This window comes from Dermacoccus sp. PAMC28757, assembly GCF_014302635.1.
In the GTDB taxonomy this organism is placed as follows: domain Bacteria; phylum Actinomycetota; class Actinomycetes; order Actinomycetales; family Dermatophilaceae; genus Dermacoccus; species Dermacoccus abyssi.
Map to the genome: position 1 here is coordinate 1714705 of NZ_CP060292.1, position 14668 is coordinate 1729372.

At 63.8% G+C, this 14668-nt stretch carries 16 protein-coding genes; 7 read left to right on the plus strand and 9 right to left on the minus strand.

Annotated elements, in window-relative coordinates:
* Positions 1–7: 7 nt before the first annotated feature.
* Entirely contained in the window at positions 8–802 is a 795-nt protein-coding gene (locus tag H7F30_RS08205) for a MerR family transcriptional regulator (RefSeq protein WP_255464711.1), read from the minus strand.
* Between the two features lie 38 nt (positions 803–840).
* Between H7F30_RS08205 and H7F30_RS08210 the strand changes: the two genes are divergently transcribed.
* Genes H7F30_RS08210 through H7F30_RS14915 form a run of 3 tightly spaced genes read left to right on the plus strand, consistent with a single transcriptional unit; the run spans position 841 to position 2288 of the window.
* Entirely contained in the window at positions 841–1407 is a 567-nt protein-coding gene (locus H7F30_RS08210; RefSeq protein WP_187034499.1) for a putative immunity protein, read from the plus strand.
* Positions 1404–1949: a hypothetical protein gene (locus H7F30_RS14910; RefSeq protein ID WP_255464712.1), complete on the plus strand. Its 546-nt coding sequence runs from the start codon at positions 1404–1406 to the stop codon at positions 1947–1949. The genes H7F30_RS08210 and H7F30_RS14910 overlap by 4 nt, the downstream gene beginning before the upstream one ends.
* Before the next feature lie 33 nt (positions 1950–1982).
* A complete protein-coding gene (locus H7F30_RS14915; protein WP_255465013.1) occupies positions 1983–2288 on the plus strand; it encodes a hypothetical protein in 306 nt (101 codons plus the stop codon).
* A 273-nt stretch (positions 2289–2561) separates the two neighbouring features.
* Here the strand turns inward: H7F30_RS14915 and H7F30_RS08220 are convergent, their stop codons facing one another.
* The 3 genes from H7F30_RS08220 to H7F30_RS08230 all read right to left on the minus strand — a co-directional run bounded on the left by H7F30_RS08220 (position 2562) and on the right by H7F30_RS08230 (position 4150).
* On the minus strand, positions 2562–2948 hold the full coding sequence (locus H7F30_RS08220; RefSeq protein WP_187034501.1) for a VOC family protein: 387 nt from the start codon (positions 2946–2948) through the stop codon (positions 2562–2564).
* Positions 2949–2958: 10 nt separating this feature from the next.
* A complete protein-coding gene (locus tag H7F30_RS08225) occupies positions 2959–3756 on the minus strand; it encodes an AraC family transcriptional regulator (RefSeq protein WP_187034503.1) in 798 nt (265 codons plus the stop codon).
* Between the two features lie 157 nt (positions 3757–3913).
* Positions 3914–4150 (minus strand): helix-turn-helix domain-containing protein, encoded by a 237-nt coding sequence (locus H7F30_RS08230; RefSeq protein ID WP_255464713.1) that lies wholly within the window; start codon positions 4148–4150, stop codon positions 3914–3916.
* Between the two features lie 99 nt (positions 4151–4249).
* Here H7F30_RS08230 and H7F30_RS08235 point away from each other — a divergent pair, with 99 nt between their 5' ends.
* From H7F30_RS08235 to H7F30_RS08245, 3 genes are all read left to right on the plus strand, one after another.
* A complete protein-coding gene (locus H7F30_RS08235) occupies positions 4250–4744 on the plus strand; it encodes a hypothetical protein (protein ID WP_187034507.1) in 495 nt (164 codons plus the stop codon).
* An 857-nt stretch (positions 4745–5601) separates the two neighbouring features.
* The gene (locus tag H7F30_RS08240; RefSeq protein WP_370563183.1) at positions 5602–5931 is read left to right on the plus strand and encodes an ArsR/SmtB family transcription factor; all 330 of its coding nucleotides are present in this window, start codon (positions 5602–5604) and stop codon (positions 5929–5931) included.
* The gene (locus H7F30_RS08245) at positions 5928–6524 is read left to right on the plus strand and encodes a cadmium resistance transporter (RefSeq protein WP_006947316.1); all 597 of its coding nucleotides are present in this window, start codon (positions 5928–5930) and stop codon (positions 6522–6524) included. Before H7F30_RS08240 ends, H7F30_RS08245 begins: the two co-directional genes overlap by 4 nt.
* Before the next feature lie 2 nt (positions 6525–6526).
* Here the strand turns inward: H7F30_RS08245 and H7F30_RS08250 are convergent, their stop codons facing one another.
* The 4 genes from H7F30_RS08250 to H7F30_RS08265 form a co-directional block, all read right to left on the minus strand.
* Positions 6527–7585: an IS630 family transposase gene (locus H7F30_RS08250; RefSeq protein WP_187034511.1), complete on the minus strand. Its 1059-nt coding sequence runs from the start codon at positions 7583–7585 to the stop codon at positions 6527–6529.
* Positions 7586–7647: 62 nt separating this feature from the next.
* Positions 7648–8088 (minus strand): DUF6262 family protein, encoded by a 441-nt coding sequence (locus tag H7F30_RS08255; RefSeq protein ID WP_187034513.1) that lies wholly within the window; start codon positions 8086–8088, stop codon positions 7648–7650.
* Positions 8085–10040, minus strand: coding sequence for a tyrosine-type recombinase/integrase (locus H7F30_RS08260; RefSeq protein ID WP_187034515.1), 1956 nt, complete (start codon positions 10038–10040; stop codon positions 8085–8087). Before H7F30_RS08260 ends, H7F30_RS08255 begins: the two co-directional genes overlap by 4 nt.
* A gap of 278 nt (positions 10041–10318) precedes the next feature.
* Positions 10319–11539 (minus strand): tyrosine-type recombinase/integrase, encoded by a 1221-nt coding sequence (locus H7F30_RS08265; RefSeq protein ID WP_187034517.1) that lies wholly within the window; start codon positions 11537–11539, stop codon positions 10319–10321.
* A gap of 905 nt (positions 11540–12444) precedes the next feature.
* On the opposite strand from H7F30_RS08265, the gene H7F30_RS08270 reads away from it, so the two are divergent.
* Positions 12445–13602, plus strand: coding sequence for an ImmA/IrrE family metallo-endopeptidase (locus H7F30_RS08270; protein WP_187034519.1), 1158 nt, complete (start codon positions 12445–12447; stop codon positions 13600–13602).
* A 516-nt stretch (positions 13603–14118) separates the two neighbouring features.
* Here H7F30_RS08270 and H7F30_RS08275 read toward each other — a convergent pair.
* On the minus strand, positions 14119–14646 hold the full coding sequence (locus H7F30_RS08275) for a TetR/AcrR family transcriptional regulator (protein WP_187034521.1): 528 nt from the start codon (positions 14644–14646) through the stop codon (positions 14119–14121).
* Positions 14647–14668 lie beyond the last annotated feature (22 nt).

The following is a 14668-nucleotide window of genomic DNA, read 5'->3' on the forward strand; positions in this document are numbered from 1 at the left end:
GGAAGACCTAGGTGTACTGACCGGGGACATTGGTTGACGCTGGCGACAGGTCCCGACGGTCTCCCTCGCGTGGAAGACATCGGCTCAGATACGCGGATGCCATAAGGAGTCCCCTGGAGCTCGCGTCGAGATTCTGACGCCATTCGCCCAGTCGAGCGAGGGCGGCCGACGCGTCGCCATGGTGATGGATCTGGTCGATGGCTGAGGCGATCCTCGCCAAGGGGAAGCTTCCTCGGCGTAGCAGTACGGCCACACGGGCGTCGAGGACGTCATCCTTTGTGTATTCGCGGTGCCCGTTCGCGTGTCGGCGTGGGTGCATGATGCCGGCTTCTTCCCATCCCCGGAGCGTCGCCGTGGTGACGCCGACGTGTCGCGCGAGTTCGCCGACGGTATAGGTGGCGGTAGGTGTCGGAGACGTCAAATCAGAGGGGTTGGCAGCGTGGAGGACGGTCTCGAGTTCCCTCACCGTGTCGCGCCCTGCCGCGAGCTGCGCGTGGGCCTGGTCCAAGGCCTCGAGGGCATCGCTTGGACGGCCGCCTGTGACCGCAGTCATTATCGGAATCGCGCCCTTATGTCCGATGGCGCGAGCCAGGGTCGTGAACGCGAGCAGCTGATCAAGATGGCCCTGGTCATAGACGCGATACCCGGACGGTGTGCGTCGCGAGCCGGCGATGACCCCTTGCGCCTCGTAGTTGCGCACTGTCTGTGCCGAAAGTCCGGCCGCACGAGCGAGATCAACCGGCCTGAGGTCGCGACCAGCGTTTGAGGGTTCAGCGATTGATTCAGCGGACAACGGGACCACAACCTTAAACCGGTTCTTCAAAGTTACGATGAACGAGCATGACTACCAACTCAAGACCGATCGGTCGCGTTCAGCGCACCCCAAACTTTGACCTGTCCATCGAGGACCTGCGCGCGGTGGCTGCGTTCAACCTGGCATGTGCGCTGCAGGTCATTGACCTCTTTGAGGCCGTGAAGCCGCACGACGCGCGCCCACGTGACGCGTTGGTCGCGGCAGAGAACTTCGTGCGCGGTGGCCCGCGGTCCCGTGCGCAGCGCATCAGTGCTCCTGCTGCCCATCGAGCCTCCAAACAGGTCATCGGCGCTGCCTCGCACGCGGCTAAGGCAGCCGGTGATGCTGCGGCTTCTGCCTATCTACATCCGCTGGCCGACGCCGCCCAGGTCGGTCACATCCTCCGCGGTCCATCGCATTGTGTGTTAGCGCTGGAGATGCGAACTATCGAACCGCTCACGCGTGCGACTGCTGCTGCCGCAATTCTGGAACAGTCCACCCCTGCTGTGGTCGAGGTGCTGTGCCGCTACCCAAGCGCTGCAACGAGAGATCGAGCGACCGCTGACGTGATGTCGTTTCTGGATGTCCAGCTTCGGAAGTCGGTGCGCCGATGAGGACGCCTGACGAACAGCGCACGCACCAGCCCGACATCCCTGTGATCGCAGCTGGGCGGCGGCACTCCGTCGGGGTTCGCCGCGACGGCAGAGTGCTCGCCGCCGGGAGTCTTGACGCACCGGAGTGCGCTGTGAGCGATTGGCGCAACGTAGTCGCCGTGGCGACCGGCAACGTTCACGTTGCAAGGAACACTGGGCGCTCACACACTGTCGGCCTGCGCGCCGACGGTACGGCGGTAGCGACCGGATGGAACGGCGACGGGCAGTGCGACGTAGCCAGTTGGAACACTGTGGTGACCATCGCTGCCGGGTGGCGTCGCACCCTCGGGGTGCTGGCGGACGGAACTGTGAACGCCGTCGGGCGGCGTAGCGAAGGAGCATGCGAGGTCGGCCAGTGGCGCGACATCACCGCCGTGGCTGCCGGGGACTGGCACTCCGTCGGTCTTCATGCCAACGGAACCGTGGTGGCAACGGGGAACAACCGTCGCGGTCAATGCGATGTCGCGCACTGGCGGCACGTTCGAGGCATCGCCGCGGGCTAACTGCACACCACCGCCGTTACTCACGACGGAGTGGTGCTCACCACCGGCGACGTTCGTGGCGGCCTCGCCGAGGCCGCCCACTGGCAGGACATCCTCGCTACAGCCGCTGGTAGCCGACACACCCTCGGCGTCGACGCGCGCGACAGAGTCTGGGCTGCGGGAGATAACAGCCAAGGACAGTGCGACGTGTCGTCCTGGTACGACGTAGTCGCTGTTGCCGCCGGAGCTGAACACAGCCTTGGTCTGCGAAGCGACGGGACGGTTCTGTCCACGGGTCGCAGTATCGATGGCCAGTGCTCGGTCGAAGAATGGCAACTCGGCAACGGTGGTACCGCCTGATGCACCCGAATGCAGCACTCACGCCACGCCATCGCCTCAAAGCCGCTCGCTGATCGGCCAACCGTCGTCAACAACCATGCGAGCGACGATCAGGCGATGCCGTGGGGTGAGCGCCGCGTTGGCGTGGGACATGACTGAGCCTTCCTGGGGGCATGTGCCGCCCAGGAAGGCCAGATGCCGCCGCGGGCGGCGAGATTGTTTGGGTGAAGGGCAACGGGTGTGTGGGACCTCGTGGGCCTTGTCATCAGCCGCCGCCGAGGGCGGCTTCCCGGCTCAGGCTCCCGGGTAGGAATCGATGTTCCACCAGTGGCCATCGAAGTCGGCGACGCATGCGTTGCGGCCGCCGTGAAGTGCATAGTTTGGCTCGGTGACGGTCGATGCTCCGTGTTCCAAGGCCGTGGTGAAGAGGCTGTCGACGTCCTCGTCGCTGGCGACCACCAAGTTGCAGATCCCTGGCCCGTAATGCGGGTCACCGTCCTGAGTAGAGCCGAGCATGATGCCCCCATTGTCGCGCCAGGCAAGTTGCGCATGGGTCACCACGGTCGAGTCATCCGGGTCCCGCACGACCATCGCCGTGGTGAAGCCGATGGCTTGAAGGAAGTTGATGCCTCGATCGGCATCTGTGTAGCGCAGGCAGTGAAACAGCTGTGGTCTCGTCATGGCTACAGCCTTATCCTTGGAGCGCTTGAGCGTCTTGAAGCAATGGGAAATCAGCCCTCGACTGGCGCAGCGTCCATCCCGTCATCGACCTCCATTCTCGGGACAGGTGCGCCTGGTCGCTGTAACCAGCCGCTGCCGCAATGTCCGAAGGAAGGGCGCCGCTCTGGACAAGTTTCTTGGCGTGCTCGAAGCGAGCGATCCGCGCCACCTGCTTGGGCGAGAGACCGGTCTCGAGGTTGAACAGGCTGGAAAGTCGCCGTCTGGACAGACCAACGTCTTGAGCTAGGTCGGCGATGGGGATTGTGCCCCGGGCCTGATGGATCCGCGCCAGCGCTTCGACCATGTCTGCTCGCGGTGTGTCGGGATGCTGCTCGAGCCGTTTGGTGAGGAATGCCGCCAAGAGTTGGAACCGTCCTAGCCAAGTTGACTGCCGCAGCTGGTCGAGCAGGTGTGGGGGCCACTGGAGATCTGTCACATCAACCATCAACCCCGCCAAGGCCCCGGCTGGTAGTCCAAGAAGCCGGCGGGCCGAAAGGGGGTGAATCGACAGTTCGAGTCCCTGCTGGCGTCCCCTCGACTGGATCAAGGCCGGCGCGGTGTGAAGACCGGAAGCCAGTACGTCCAGTAACTGCCGTTCACCGCCATCAAGCCAGCCACAGTCGATGGGTTCTGCGAGCGACAGCACCACCGTGACGCCCATCGAGGGAACCCCGTGATGGACGGCTTCGGTACTGGCGAAGTCGTACCCCACCCAGGAAAGGAGATGGGGCTGCAACCTCTGCGGGATGGATGGCTGCCAGACGGGCATGCCACCAACCCTAGAGAAGCCCGGCTCAGAGAACCGACAGTGATCTGGCGCCCATGGTGGTGTCCGCTACACCCTCGCCAGCCACCCACTGCCATGCCCGTTGCGGCTCAATCAACGTCTCCGGTCAGTACATCTAGAACGAAGACGAATCGAGCGTCTACGTGGGCCGCTGGAACAGGGAGGCCGGCTCGACATCCAGCGCGTCAGCAATATCAAGAATGCGGTCGAGACCGACGGAATGTCGGCCATTCTCGACGTCTACGTAGAAGCTGCGGTCCAGGTCAGCGCGGTGGGCGACCTGTTCCTGCGTCATTTGAGCGTCTAATCGCAGCTGCCTGAGCCGGTTCGCGAAGACGACGCGTCCGGGGTGGGGGCGTCGAGGTTCGCGTGGCACACGGCGAAGCTAGGCGCGTCCATGTAACAAGTCTGTAGGGTATTTCCTACATTACGAGCGAGCGTTGCGGCGATGCGTCGCGGTAGGGAAGGCTGAACGATGACTCCGAACAGGAAAGTGGGCGTTTTGATCGCGGCGCTGATGGTCTCCATCACAGGCTGCTCCCAGGAGAAGCCACCGGAGTCTGTGAGTATTGGCAAGGCCGCGCAGAGAGACACCGAGGCCGGGAAGGCATGCGCGTCGTTGCTGGGCGACGGGACAGGAATCGCGAAAGACCTCATGTGGAGCCGAACCGAACCGGCCCAGTTGAGCGTCACGGCACACGCGGACACCAGCACCGAAGGCGTCATCACCTGCACCGTGGCAGACAAGGCCGACACCGACGTCCACGCCTCGCTGCGGTTCGCCAACACCATCACGGCGCTCAACGACCGCATTAATAGCGTCAGCTACCACGACTTCGAAACCGAGACCCACGTCACCGCAACCAACAACGACCAAGGAGTAGGCGTAGTGGCAGGCGAGATCCCCACTCAAGCCACTGAGGCACTCCAAAAGACCCTCGACACCATGGCCGGGCGACTACGCCGATGACTTCGCCCCGCTCCACGATCTACCCATGAACTCGCGTCGGCGTGTGCCAGGAGAGTTTCGCCAGCGAACCGAGGCTGCCCTTCCGTCGCTCACCGGGATCGCTCTCTTCCACCTTGAAATCAGATGGGCCGACACCGCTCCGCCGGCAGCGCCGCAGATGGCATGGCGCCTGACGGTGGCATCGCATCCCGAGGGAACCCATTACCAGGTAAGGGCGACGCTCACGCACGACGCTGCCTGGGGCCACCTCGAGGCAGGAGTCGCAGCCATCACCGAGGCACAGACCACCCACGCGGACCCTGCGATGCTTCTCCGCGAGTTGGACGCCAACCGTCTCAAAGCCCAGTGCTCCCCTGCGATGTGGGCGTTCGCGCGCGCGATCAGCCTCCCCCTGGTCGCGGCCATACCAGATGCGGGGGAGTCCATACTGCCTCTAGAGGCGCCGCCACTTTCGTAACGAGACTTGTTGGTCCGCCTTGCGGTCACACGGAAGTTCTTCGTCCGCAACCTCGACTTAGAGCTTCGGACGTTCACCCAGGCCCCAGAGCGCCGTCCGATGGTTGAAACGGCGTTTGCCTGGGATTCCTGCGTTTGAGGCAGCGTGATCTTTCGCTGTTGCGCATGATTTCCTTCGATTGCACGTGGTCGCACAGGGACCCGTGACGTCCGATGCAAAGGGACTCTGCCATGAGTTCCATGAGCGAGACCAGGGCCGCAACGGCGTCACCGCGCGGGAAGAGCGTCCGACGCTAGTGTCACGCCTCTGAACTTGTTTGACGAGTTGGGTGGGGCGATTGTAGTTCAGCGGTTACTGTATCGTTCAGTGCATGCTGACTCTTGCTTCCCGCTTGGACGCCATGCAGCGTCTGGGCCGGGCGATGGCCGACCCCACGCGTTCACGGATCCTTCTGTCGCTTCTGGCGTGCCCCGCGCATCCGGCAGAGCTCGCCAACGCGCTAGACCTGACGCGCTCGAATGTGTCGAACCACCTGGGTTGCCTGCGGGACTGCGGGATCGTGGTCGCCACCCATGAGGGCCGCCAGGCCCTTTACGAGATCGCTGACCCCCACCTCGCACGTACGCTCACCGAGCTGGTCGAGGTCAAGCTGGCCGTCGACGCGGACGCCCCCTGCCTCGACGTCGCCTGCGAGGTGCCTGGTTGCCACGACGGCAGGTCCGGCGCATGACGGCCGCGGCGCTGCTCCAAGCGATCGGGCTCTTCATCGCGACCAACATCGACGACATCATCGTGCTCTCGCTCTTCTTCGCCCGAGGTGCCGGACGCCCCGGGACGACCGCGAAGATCTTGGCCGGGCAATACCTTGGCTTCGTCGGGATCCTCGCCGCCGCACTCGTGGTGACCTTGGGGGCGGGGTGGGCGCTGCCAGAGGAGGCGATTCCCTACTTTGGGCTCATCCCCCTCGCGCTGGGTCTCTGGGCTGCGTGGGAGGTCTACCGCGGCGAGGGCGACGACGATGATGCCGCCGTGTCGGGTAAGAGCGTTGCCGTGGCGACCGTCGCCGGCGTCACCTTCGCCAACGGTGGGGACAACATCGGCGTTTACGTCCCGGTCTTCCTCAACATCAGTACTCCCGCTGTCATCACCTTCTGCATCGTTTTCCTCGTGCTCGTGGCAGTGCTGGTGGCCACCGCCAAGTTCGTCGCCACGCGTCGACCCATCGCCGAGGTCCTCGAACGGCGGGAGCACATCCTCTTCCCCATCGTCCTGATCGGACTGGGCGTCGCAATCCTCGTCGGCGGCGGCGCGTTCGGTCTCTGATGTCACGCGCCTGAACTGGTTTGACGGGTGGCGTGGGGCAGGATTTCCTCGGCGGTCTTGGTCCAGATGAATGGGTGGCAGCGCTCGTTCCAGGCGTCGATGAAGGTGCTGATCGCTGTGACGAGTTGCTTGACGCTGTCGAAGGAGCCGCGGCGGATGGCCTGTCGGGTGATGATCCCGAAGAAAACCTCGACGAGGTTGAGCCACGACCCGCTGGTCGGGGTGAAGTGCAACGTGATCCGCGGGTGCTTGGCCAGCCACTGCTTGATGTCCTCGTGCTTGTGGGTGTGGTAGTTGTCCAGGACCACGTGCAGCTCCCGGCGCGGGTAAGCCCTGGCGACCGTCTTGAGGAAGTCGAGGAACTCGGCCTTACCGTGCCGGTCGTAGCACTGGTCGGTCACCGCACCGGTGGCTACCTCGAGAGCGGCGAACAGCGTGGTGGTGCCATTGCGCTTGTAGTCGTGGGTCGCCTTCTCCGGCAAGCCTGGTCGCAGCGGCAGGATCGGCGCGGTCCGGTTCAAGGCCTGGATCTGGGACTTCTCATCCACGCACAGCACGACCGCCTTCTCCGGTGGGTTCAGGTACAGCCCGACCACGTCGCGGACCTTGGCCTCCAGCTCCGGGTCTGTGGAGAACTTGAACGTCTCCCGCCGCCATGGCTTGACCCCGTACTTGCGCCAGGCACGGGCGACGGTGGCATCCCCGATCCCCAAGTGCCTGCCCAGCAACCGCGAGGACCAATGCGTCACCCCGAGTTTGGCCGGTGGCGGCTCGAGCGTGGTGGCGATGATCACGGCATCATCGATGCGTTTCGGTCGGCCCGAACGCTCCTCGTCCTCGAGGCCAGCGAGCCCGTCGACGGCGAACCGGTCACGCCACTTGATCACAGTCGGACGCGAGACCCCGACATGCCGCGCCACTGCCGAGGTGCCCGTCCCCGCCGCGACGGCCAGCACGATCCGCGCACGCTGCGCACGTCCCGCCGGCAACGTCCGCGACCGTGTCCACGAGGTCAGGGTCGCACGGTCCTCTTCGCTGATCTCCAGCACAGGTGACGGCATATGCCATCATCCCATACTGTCAACGAATTAATGACGCGCGACACTAGAAGCTAACTGCTGTCTCACCCGAGCCTTCCGTAGAGGGCGGCAATTTGGTGCTCCAGTTCCCGGACACGCTCACGTAGCTGTCTCGCCTCCGCATCGTGCGCACTCTGTTGCTCGGCGATCTTGCGGCGAAGGGCGACGATGACGGCGCTTTCGCCAGTTGCATTGACGCATTGCTCGCGAGTGGTCTCCTTCTGGGCGCGGCTGAGGTCGCGGATTCGCGTGGATAGCTCGCGATGTCGGTGCAAGAACGCGGGCGTGACCCCGGCTACGCGCGCGACGGCGGTGAAGTTGATAGTTGCGCCGCGTTTAAACAAATCACGAATCGCCGCGTCAGCCGCCTTTTCCGCCCGTTCTGTCCGTGCGCGCGCGGCGCGTTGCAAACCGAGCGTCCGATGTCGGTCATCTGACGAGGGCCGAGTACCCTCTACCTCTTCCGGCGTGGGAGTGGCGTTCATCGTCGCGTGTCGGTGTTGAGGCGGTCAGTTAAGGCTTGGCGTGCGGCGTCGCGGGTGATGGGGTCGTCTGTGAGTGTGAGGGCCGTGGTCTTGCCAGCAGTGCCCGCGCCCTTCACACTGCCCTGCTCGGCCTCATTAGCTTCAAGGCGGACAATAATGGCATCGAGACTCGCGAGTTCGCGCAGCCGCCCTTGGAGCCACGTGTTCGTGTCAGGCATGCGGGTGCCGTGACGTTCCTCGAACTGTTTCTGGCGCACGCGGATGAGCGCAGCCGAGCGTTCCCGTTGCATCTTGTGTTCGTTGAGGTAGCTGGCATCTGTGGCGAAGCTACCGCAAGGCAAACACGCGTTGCCCTTGTCGCACGTTTTCGTTGGCGGAAGTAGGCACAGACCGTTGGGGAGCGCGCGGTCAGCTCGTCGGTCAAGTTGTTGCAGTTCCAAAAGGTCTAGCGGCGCGATGTTGATTTCACGGCCGTCAGCCCCGACTTGCTTGTGCTTGAGAAATGCCTCGCGCGCGGTCGAGTCGAGGGTTTGGGCGTACCGCATGCTCATTTCGGGTGAGCGGTGGCCAAGGTATCGCTGGAGGACGTGGACGGGTACGCCATCGTTGAGCAATCTCGTCGCTCTGGTGTGGCGTAGGCGGTGTGTTTCGGTGTACACGAGGGGTTTACCGGAGTCATCCGTGAGTGTGACGGCTCGGCTAAGACGTCTGAGCGCGTCTGCGTACGAGCGGTAGGAGCGCGGATTGAGACCACGCGTGTTGCCTCTGAGTTGTACGAACAGGTAGGGACCTTCGGCGGCCTCAGGGCGGTGCTCGGCCAGCCATGCTTGCTGTTCTTCAATGATGGTGACGACGTCTTGGGTCGCGAGGATCGTCGGGTCAACGTCGTCGACTTTCGTCTGTTGATATTGAAGGCGTGCGACGTACGCGTCTGGATCGTGCTCGCCGGCGGGCTGGTCGTCACCAAAAATCATTGTGAGGGGTTGGCGGTCGAGCATGCAGATCTCGGAGGCGCGCCGACCGGTCAGGGCTTGGAGTTGCCAGATCCGCGCTGCTTGTGGATCGCCGAGGCCCTGCAAGGCGCGGGTGGTTCCTTCGTGTTCGATCGTAACGAACTCGTGGGTGGGGGTAGCGAGGACCGGTAGGTGCGCGAGCAACCGGCCGATCTCGGTGTCGGTGTAGTAGCGCGCTTCATGCCGGCTGGTTTGACGTTTTGGGGTGTGCCCGGGCGCCCACAGGCGAGTGTGGTTGACGTTTAACTCGGCCCAGCGTGGGTCGCCGGTGAACGCCGCCGCAGCATCCGCATTGTCGGACATAAACGTGTAGAACGCTTGGACATGGGTTTTGCAGGCATTGGCTGCGATGGTGGTCATGGCTCGGCCAGACCGGGTTGATTGGGGTGAACGTAGGACTGCGAGGTAATCCATGAACGTAGCGCGAAGCGCAGGTAGGGTTTCAGCGATAGCAGGGTGAGTAATGCCGCGTGCTTCGGCGAACGCGCCGAAACGGATGCCGACGTTGGTCGCGCGCGCATACGCGGTCGTCCACGTGTACATGTCGAGGGTAAGCGTTTGGCTGAGCCAGTAGCGCACCCCTTCGCGAAGCCAGTTGGGTTCAATTCGGGCGAGGTGGATAATCCGGTCGGCGTGGGGTTCGTTGGGGCGCCGGGGAATGCGGGGGTCGAGGCGCAGGTTCCATGTGTCGCGTGCCCACCAGGGTGCGTCGGTACAGCGAGCGTTCACATGTTCAAACATCGAATGGGCAACGGATTCGAGGTTGCGGGTGTTGCCCGTAGACGGGTAGCGGCCGTTACGAGACCAGAACTCATGTAGGGCTTCGCGGACGACGAGCTTGGGATTGAAGTCGGCTACCGACAGGTTGGTGACCCCACCGGCAAAGGTCACGCGCTGGTCAGCCATCGCGGTGATGGCACGGCCCCACCAGGTGAGCATGGCGGGATCGACCTTGCGGGACCCGTCGGCCCAGATCGACCACAACCACCACGAGCATTCATCACGTATCCGAGCATACGCGGGTGACACGAACTCATAGTTTTTCTTCGAGCGGAGGTAATTCGTGTTCCTTACGAATACGTCTCTGAAGGGGCTTTGGTCGAGGCGGTAGCTTCCGCGGGCCCACTTGGGGGGTACACACTTCCACTGCATAGTCCACGCGTCGGGCGCCTGCGACTCTTCTGGTCTGTCCCGAAGCGTGCCGGATCGCGAGGTGGTCAGCTGGTCCATTGCAGTTGTTCCTTCCAACCATCTGCGAATCGACGCCAGTCGGCGACGGCCCGTAGTTCGGCGTCTTCAGTGACCCACCCGTAAACGCTGAGGGTGGTTTGCACGTCGAGGTGGCCGAGACGGCGCATTACCACGTGCGGTGGGCAGCCGGACAGGAGGAGCGCTGTAGCGTGGGTGTGACGGAACCAGTGGGGGGTCCACCGCTGAGTGAAGTTTGCCTCGTGTAGCCGTTTGATGGATCGCACTGCGGCGTAGATCGTTTCAATCCGCAGGGGGCGGAACGGTTCGCCGCGTGAGGTGTCAGAGTTGACGAACACGAACGAGTCAGTGAAATCGACAACGGCCATATCGGCGCCAGCATCGACTAGTCGCCATACGTATTCGGTGTACAGGCTTGCAAGGTCTTCCCCCACGTAGATGGTGCGAAAGTGGCCGGATTTGACGCGGGCGCCATGCGGGTGACCCTCGGCTGGGGTGAGTGTGATGCGTGGCTGCTCGCCCTGGCCGATGTGCATATGAGTGTGCCGCAGGGTAAGTGCTTCGCCGGGGCGCATGCCAGTCTCGGCGAGCACTGCAAAGTAGAGACGGTTGCGCAGGGCGGACAGGCTACCGGTCCAGGTGCCGTCGGCGCGTTGCGTGGTGCACGCGTCAAGGATCCCTTGAACATGTTGGGGCGTCAGCACCGGGGTACGCCCTTTCGGCCCGGCTTTCACCTTGTACATCGGTGATGGCTTCACCGGGCGACGGTTGGCGATTCCTTCCAGAAACGGTGAGTATGGGCGCCTGCCGCGCTTTGCGAGCGGTGAGTACAACACGTCGTGTGGCCCAGTCATAGCGTTCGCGGCGGCGTGGTATCGGTAGAACGCCAGCACGGCGGCGCTGCGCAGTTGGAGGGTCGCTGGGGCGAGCAACGACGGTGGTGCGCCGATGCGCAAGTCATCGGGCAGGTCCCCTGTGCGTAGCCATGCGATCCAGTAGCCGAAGTCGAGGCCTGTAAACGCATCCCAAGCGAGGCCCCGTCGTCCGAGGAAGTCAAACCACAGCGCGAGGCCACGAGCGTACGCGCGGATCGTATTTGGGGATGCGCCGTCCAGGCGCATGAAGTCCAGATACTCATGTGCGGGGGCGACCGGCAGGTAGTCGGCTCCGATGACCGTGTAGGTGGTGGTGCCGTCGTGGCGAATGACCCGTTGCGCCTTGGCTTTCACGCCCTCACCCCCTCCCTCGCGCGTCGCGGGGCGCTGTCACTTCCACGCTGCGACCTCCTCGCTGGATCGAATGACATACTAGTATAATTTACGTGCATAATCTACGTCTCGGATGGTGCGCTGCCATCCTGCACTCGAAGTTGGGACATACGTGCAATCTCCGCCCGCGCATCACCTGACCACTCTCGCTCGCGACGTCGCCGGGTTCACGGTCTCGGCCATGTACGCGACCGAGCGCGCCCTCGTTGCCATCCGGAGCGCAGACCACCTCCGAGTCCAACCACGCTCCACGTCCAGCTATCGTGACGCGCTGTTGCGTCCCATCTGGCAGGATCACCTTGAGGGGTTCGTCTGCGCCAACCCCGAGCGCGTACGCTTCGCGCGCATCCAAGGTTCCAGAGCGCAGGCCCTGATCGTCGACAACTCGGCTCTTCTGAGGATCCGCTGGGGGCCGGGGTTTGCTAGTACAACGCCAGCCTGGCTGCGTTACGGCCTTCCCCACCCCATCTACGCAGCCAACCCCGGGACGTTGACTGGTTTCGCCCCCTGGCAACCGCCTACCCGGACGCACGGTGAGTTAGTAGTCCTTCCCCATGCGTCACGCGAGTACGAGCCACTCATCGCCATAGACTCGCTCGTCGAGGGGGAACGTATTCCTCTCGTTCAGGTCACGATCACTGATGCGAAGCAGCATCGGCACAAGCCTCTAAACACAAGTGCTCTCTTCGTCGCACCGACCAGCCACGATGAGGCCGACCTTCCCTACCCGCCCTCTGCGTCCGCTGCCCCACCGCCCAGCACCCACTTCATCCACCACCATCGCTTTCAGGCTTAGGCCCTGAAGGTCGCAAGTACTCACCCACCCACTCCCACCCACACTCAGCACCGCCGATAGGACCAGCCTCATGCCAGACAACGTTCGTCACTTGTCGGGCGCTGTCACCCTGAACAGCGAAACGGACCCGAATACAATCGTCCTCCTCCGCGAGCGTCTTGACATGGCGCGTAGCACCCTCGGTGACCGCATCGGTCGAGCGCCCGCGTTCATGCGTGCTCTTGAACGGAAGACCCGAATCCTTACACCCCGCGACACAGCCGCACTGTGTCAAGTGCTAGGCGTTCCACCTGAAGCCCTCAGCATCACCCACACGCACGCCACTGAGCTTGGAGGTTCGTTTAACGCACAGGGCATTGGCGTCCGCCGGCGACGGCAGTGCGTGGCCTACGCAAATCTTGCTGGTGACGCCGCAAGCACATTGCTCACCATGCCCGAAGTCACCGTGGCGACCCCGCCGCTTTCGATACCGAACCTCGATGAGACGGACGCCATCGAGACGGCGATTCATGCGCGTCGTTCGCTCAAATTGGGCAACACGCAGATCGAACACCTGGGAGAGTTCCTTGAACGCCTGGGCTGCGTCATCCTTCCGCAACCAGTCGATGACCCCGACCTCACCGCGTTCACATTGCTAGACGCCACTCGGCGGAGTGGCGCGCCCTTCATTTTTCTTGACACCACAGCCGATGCGATCGACCAGCGCTTCGCGCTCGCCCGCGAGCTGGGACGCATCATGAATCCCTCCCTGACCGATGCCAGGCGCCTAAAAGACCACACCCGAGACATGCGGCTAGATTCCTTTGCGCTCGAGTTCCTCGCACCCGCTGCAGGCTTGGACGGGGTGCTTGATGCGGCCCAGCCGAGCCAAGACCTGAGCAGAGTTGTGGCTCTGCAAGACGTGTGGGGCGTGAGCGCAACCCGGCTCATCGCGCGCGCTCGGGACTTGGGAGTACTCACAGAGCGCTCTCGCGCGTCTTGGGCGCACGCATGTCGCGAACACGAACGCGTTCACGCCGCCTCGACACTCGCTGAGCGACCGCGCGTGCAGTTCCACTTGATCAGCACCGTTCTACAGGCACTGGGCGAGGCTGGGTGGACGCCCTTCATGCTTGCGGCTCGGCTGGCCCTGCATGAGTCCGAGCTGCGTCGACTCCTTCCCGGATGGTGGCCCTCGCAGCGCGAGAGCAGTCGCGAGGCAGCGCCCGCTCTACGAGCACTTCACTAACCCGCGGCAGGCTTAAGAAAGCACCGCGTTACCCGATATGGGGTGACGCGGTGCTGTGCTCGCGTCAGACAGGTGCCACGCCAGGCCGATCGCGGCCAAGAAGCCATGGTTGTTCAGGGCGTCGCCGGGAGCCCGCACGAGGAGTCCCGCGCCACCACCGTCGCCAACCTTTATTCCTGACATCCCCCTCGACGGTTGGCGGCGAATGCAGCCGCTAGCACATGTTGCCCCAATCGCTGCGCCTCCAAGGGCGCCAGCACAATGCCGCGCACGCGAGAGGCTTCGGCGTCAAGGGTGACGAGCCGAACGAGGCCGTCGCACGTCTCAACACTGAGGGCCGTTCCGTCCGAGAAACGCATCGGCTCGCCGAAAACTCTCACCTCGTCATCCATGCTCGTAGATTACGAGAGAGACGAGCTTCGGGCGTCCCGAGGCGCCTGGCACCTGCACCCGAAGCCCGACCGCTCATTCTGCGGTTTCGCGCCGTCCGCTAGGTGTACTGACCGGACACGTTGATCAATCGGGCCGGTGAAGGCGTCGAACGGATTCGACGTGGTCTGCCAGCTCGCCGTCGGTGAGAGGGGGCAGTCGGAGGAACCATCGGTACAGGAGGGGAGCCAGCAGAAGCTCTGTGGCTCGCTCGGGATTGTCGAGTCCGTCGGCAGCAACCACCCGCGCGAACTGCTGCTGCTGACGCTGAAGAAGGGCGGTGTGGAACTGCCGTGCGATCACCGCGTCGCTCTGGACTGCGGCGGCCAGCATCCGCAGCAGCGAGGCTCGCGGTTCTGACGCGAGTTCGGCGCTGGTCGCCTTCAGCGCCTCGAAGAGCTCGGGGTAGCTGCCCGCGGGTTCGGGCACAGCAGATTCCGTCGCCAGGGCGTCGAACAGGAGTGCATGGATCGATGGCCATGTGCGGTAGAGCGTTTGCTTGCCGACGCCGGCTTCGGCCGCGACGCCTTCCATGGTGAGTGCGTTCGGGCCGCCGCGTTCTGCGAGGCGCAGGACGGCGGAAAGAACGCGAGCGGCGGTGGCAGGGCGGGCCATGCCACCAGTATAGAAACGAGAC

Bases quoted from the DNA above. Each gene is read 5' to 3' on its own strand.
- H7F30_RS14910 (WP_255464712.1), top strand. From the start codon at position 1,404: ATGAGGACGCCTGACGAACAGCGCACGCACCAGCCCGACATCCCTGTG.
- H7F30_RS08210 (WP_187034499.1), top strand. From the start codon at position 841: ATGACTACCAACTCAAGACCGATCGGTCGCGTTCAGCGCACCCCAAAC.
- H7F30_RS08270 (WP_187034519.1), top strand. From the start codon at position 12,445: ATGCCAGACAACGTTCGTCACTTGTCGGGCGCTGTCACCCTGAACAGC.
- H7F30_RS08220 (WP_187034501.1), bottom strand. From the start codon at position 2,948: ATGACGAGACCACAGCTGTTTCACTGCCTGCGCTACACAGATGCCGAT.
- H7F30_RS08250 (WP_187034511.1), bottom strand. From the start codon at position 7,585: ATGCCGTCACCTGTGCTGGAGATCAGCGAAGAGGACCGTGCGACCCTG.
- H7F30_RS08240 (WP_370563183.1), top strand. From the start codon at position 5,602: ATGCAGCGTCTGGGCCGGGCGATGGCCGACCCCACGCGTTCACGGATC.
- H7F30_RS08255 (WP_187034513.1), bottom strand. From the start codon at position 8,088: ATGAACGCCACTCCCACGCCGGAAGAGGTAGAGGGTACTCGGCCCTCG.
- H7F30_RS08235 (WP_187034507.1), top strand. From the start codon at position 4,250: ATGACTCCGAACAGGAAAGTGGGCGTTTTGATCGCGGCGCTGATGGTC.
- H7F30_RS08260 (WP_187034515.1), bottom strand. From the start codon at position 10,040: ATGCTCACCTGGTGGGGCCGTGCCATCACCGCGATGGCTGACCAGCGC.
- H7F30_RS08275 (WP_187034521.1), bottom strand. From the start codon at position 14,646: ATGGCCCGCCCTGCCACCGCCGCTCGCGTTCTTTCCGCCGTCCTGCGC.
- H7F30_RS08245 (WP_006947316.1), top strand. From the start codon at position 5,928: ATGACGGCCGCGGCGCTGCTCCAAGCGATCGGGCTCTTCATCGCGACC.
- H7F30_RS08225 (WP_187034503.1), bottom strand. From the start codon at position 3,756: ATGCCCGTCTGGCAGCCATCCATCCCGCAGAGGTTGCAGCCCCATCTC.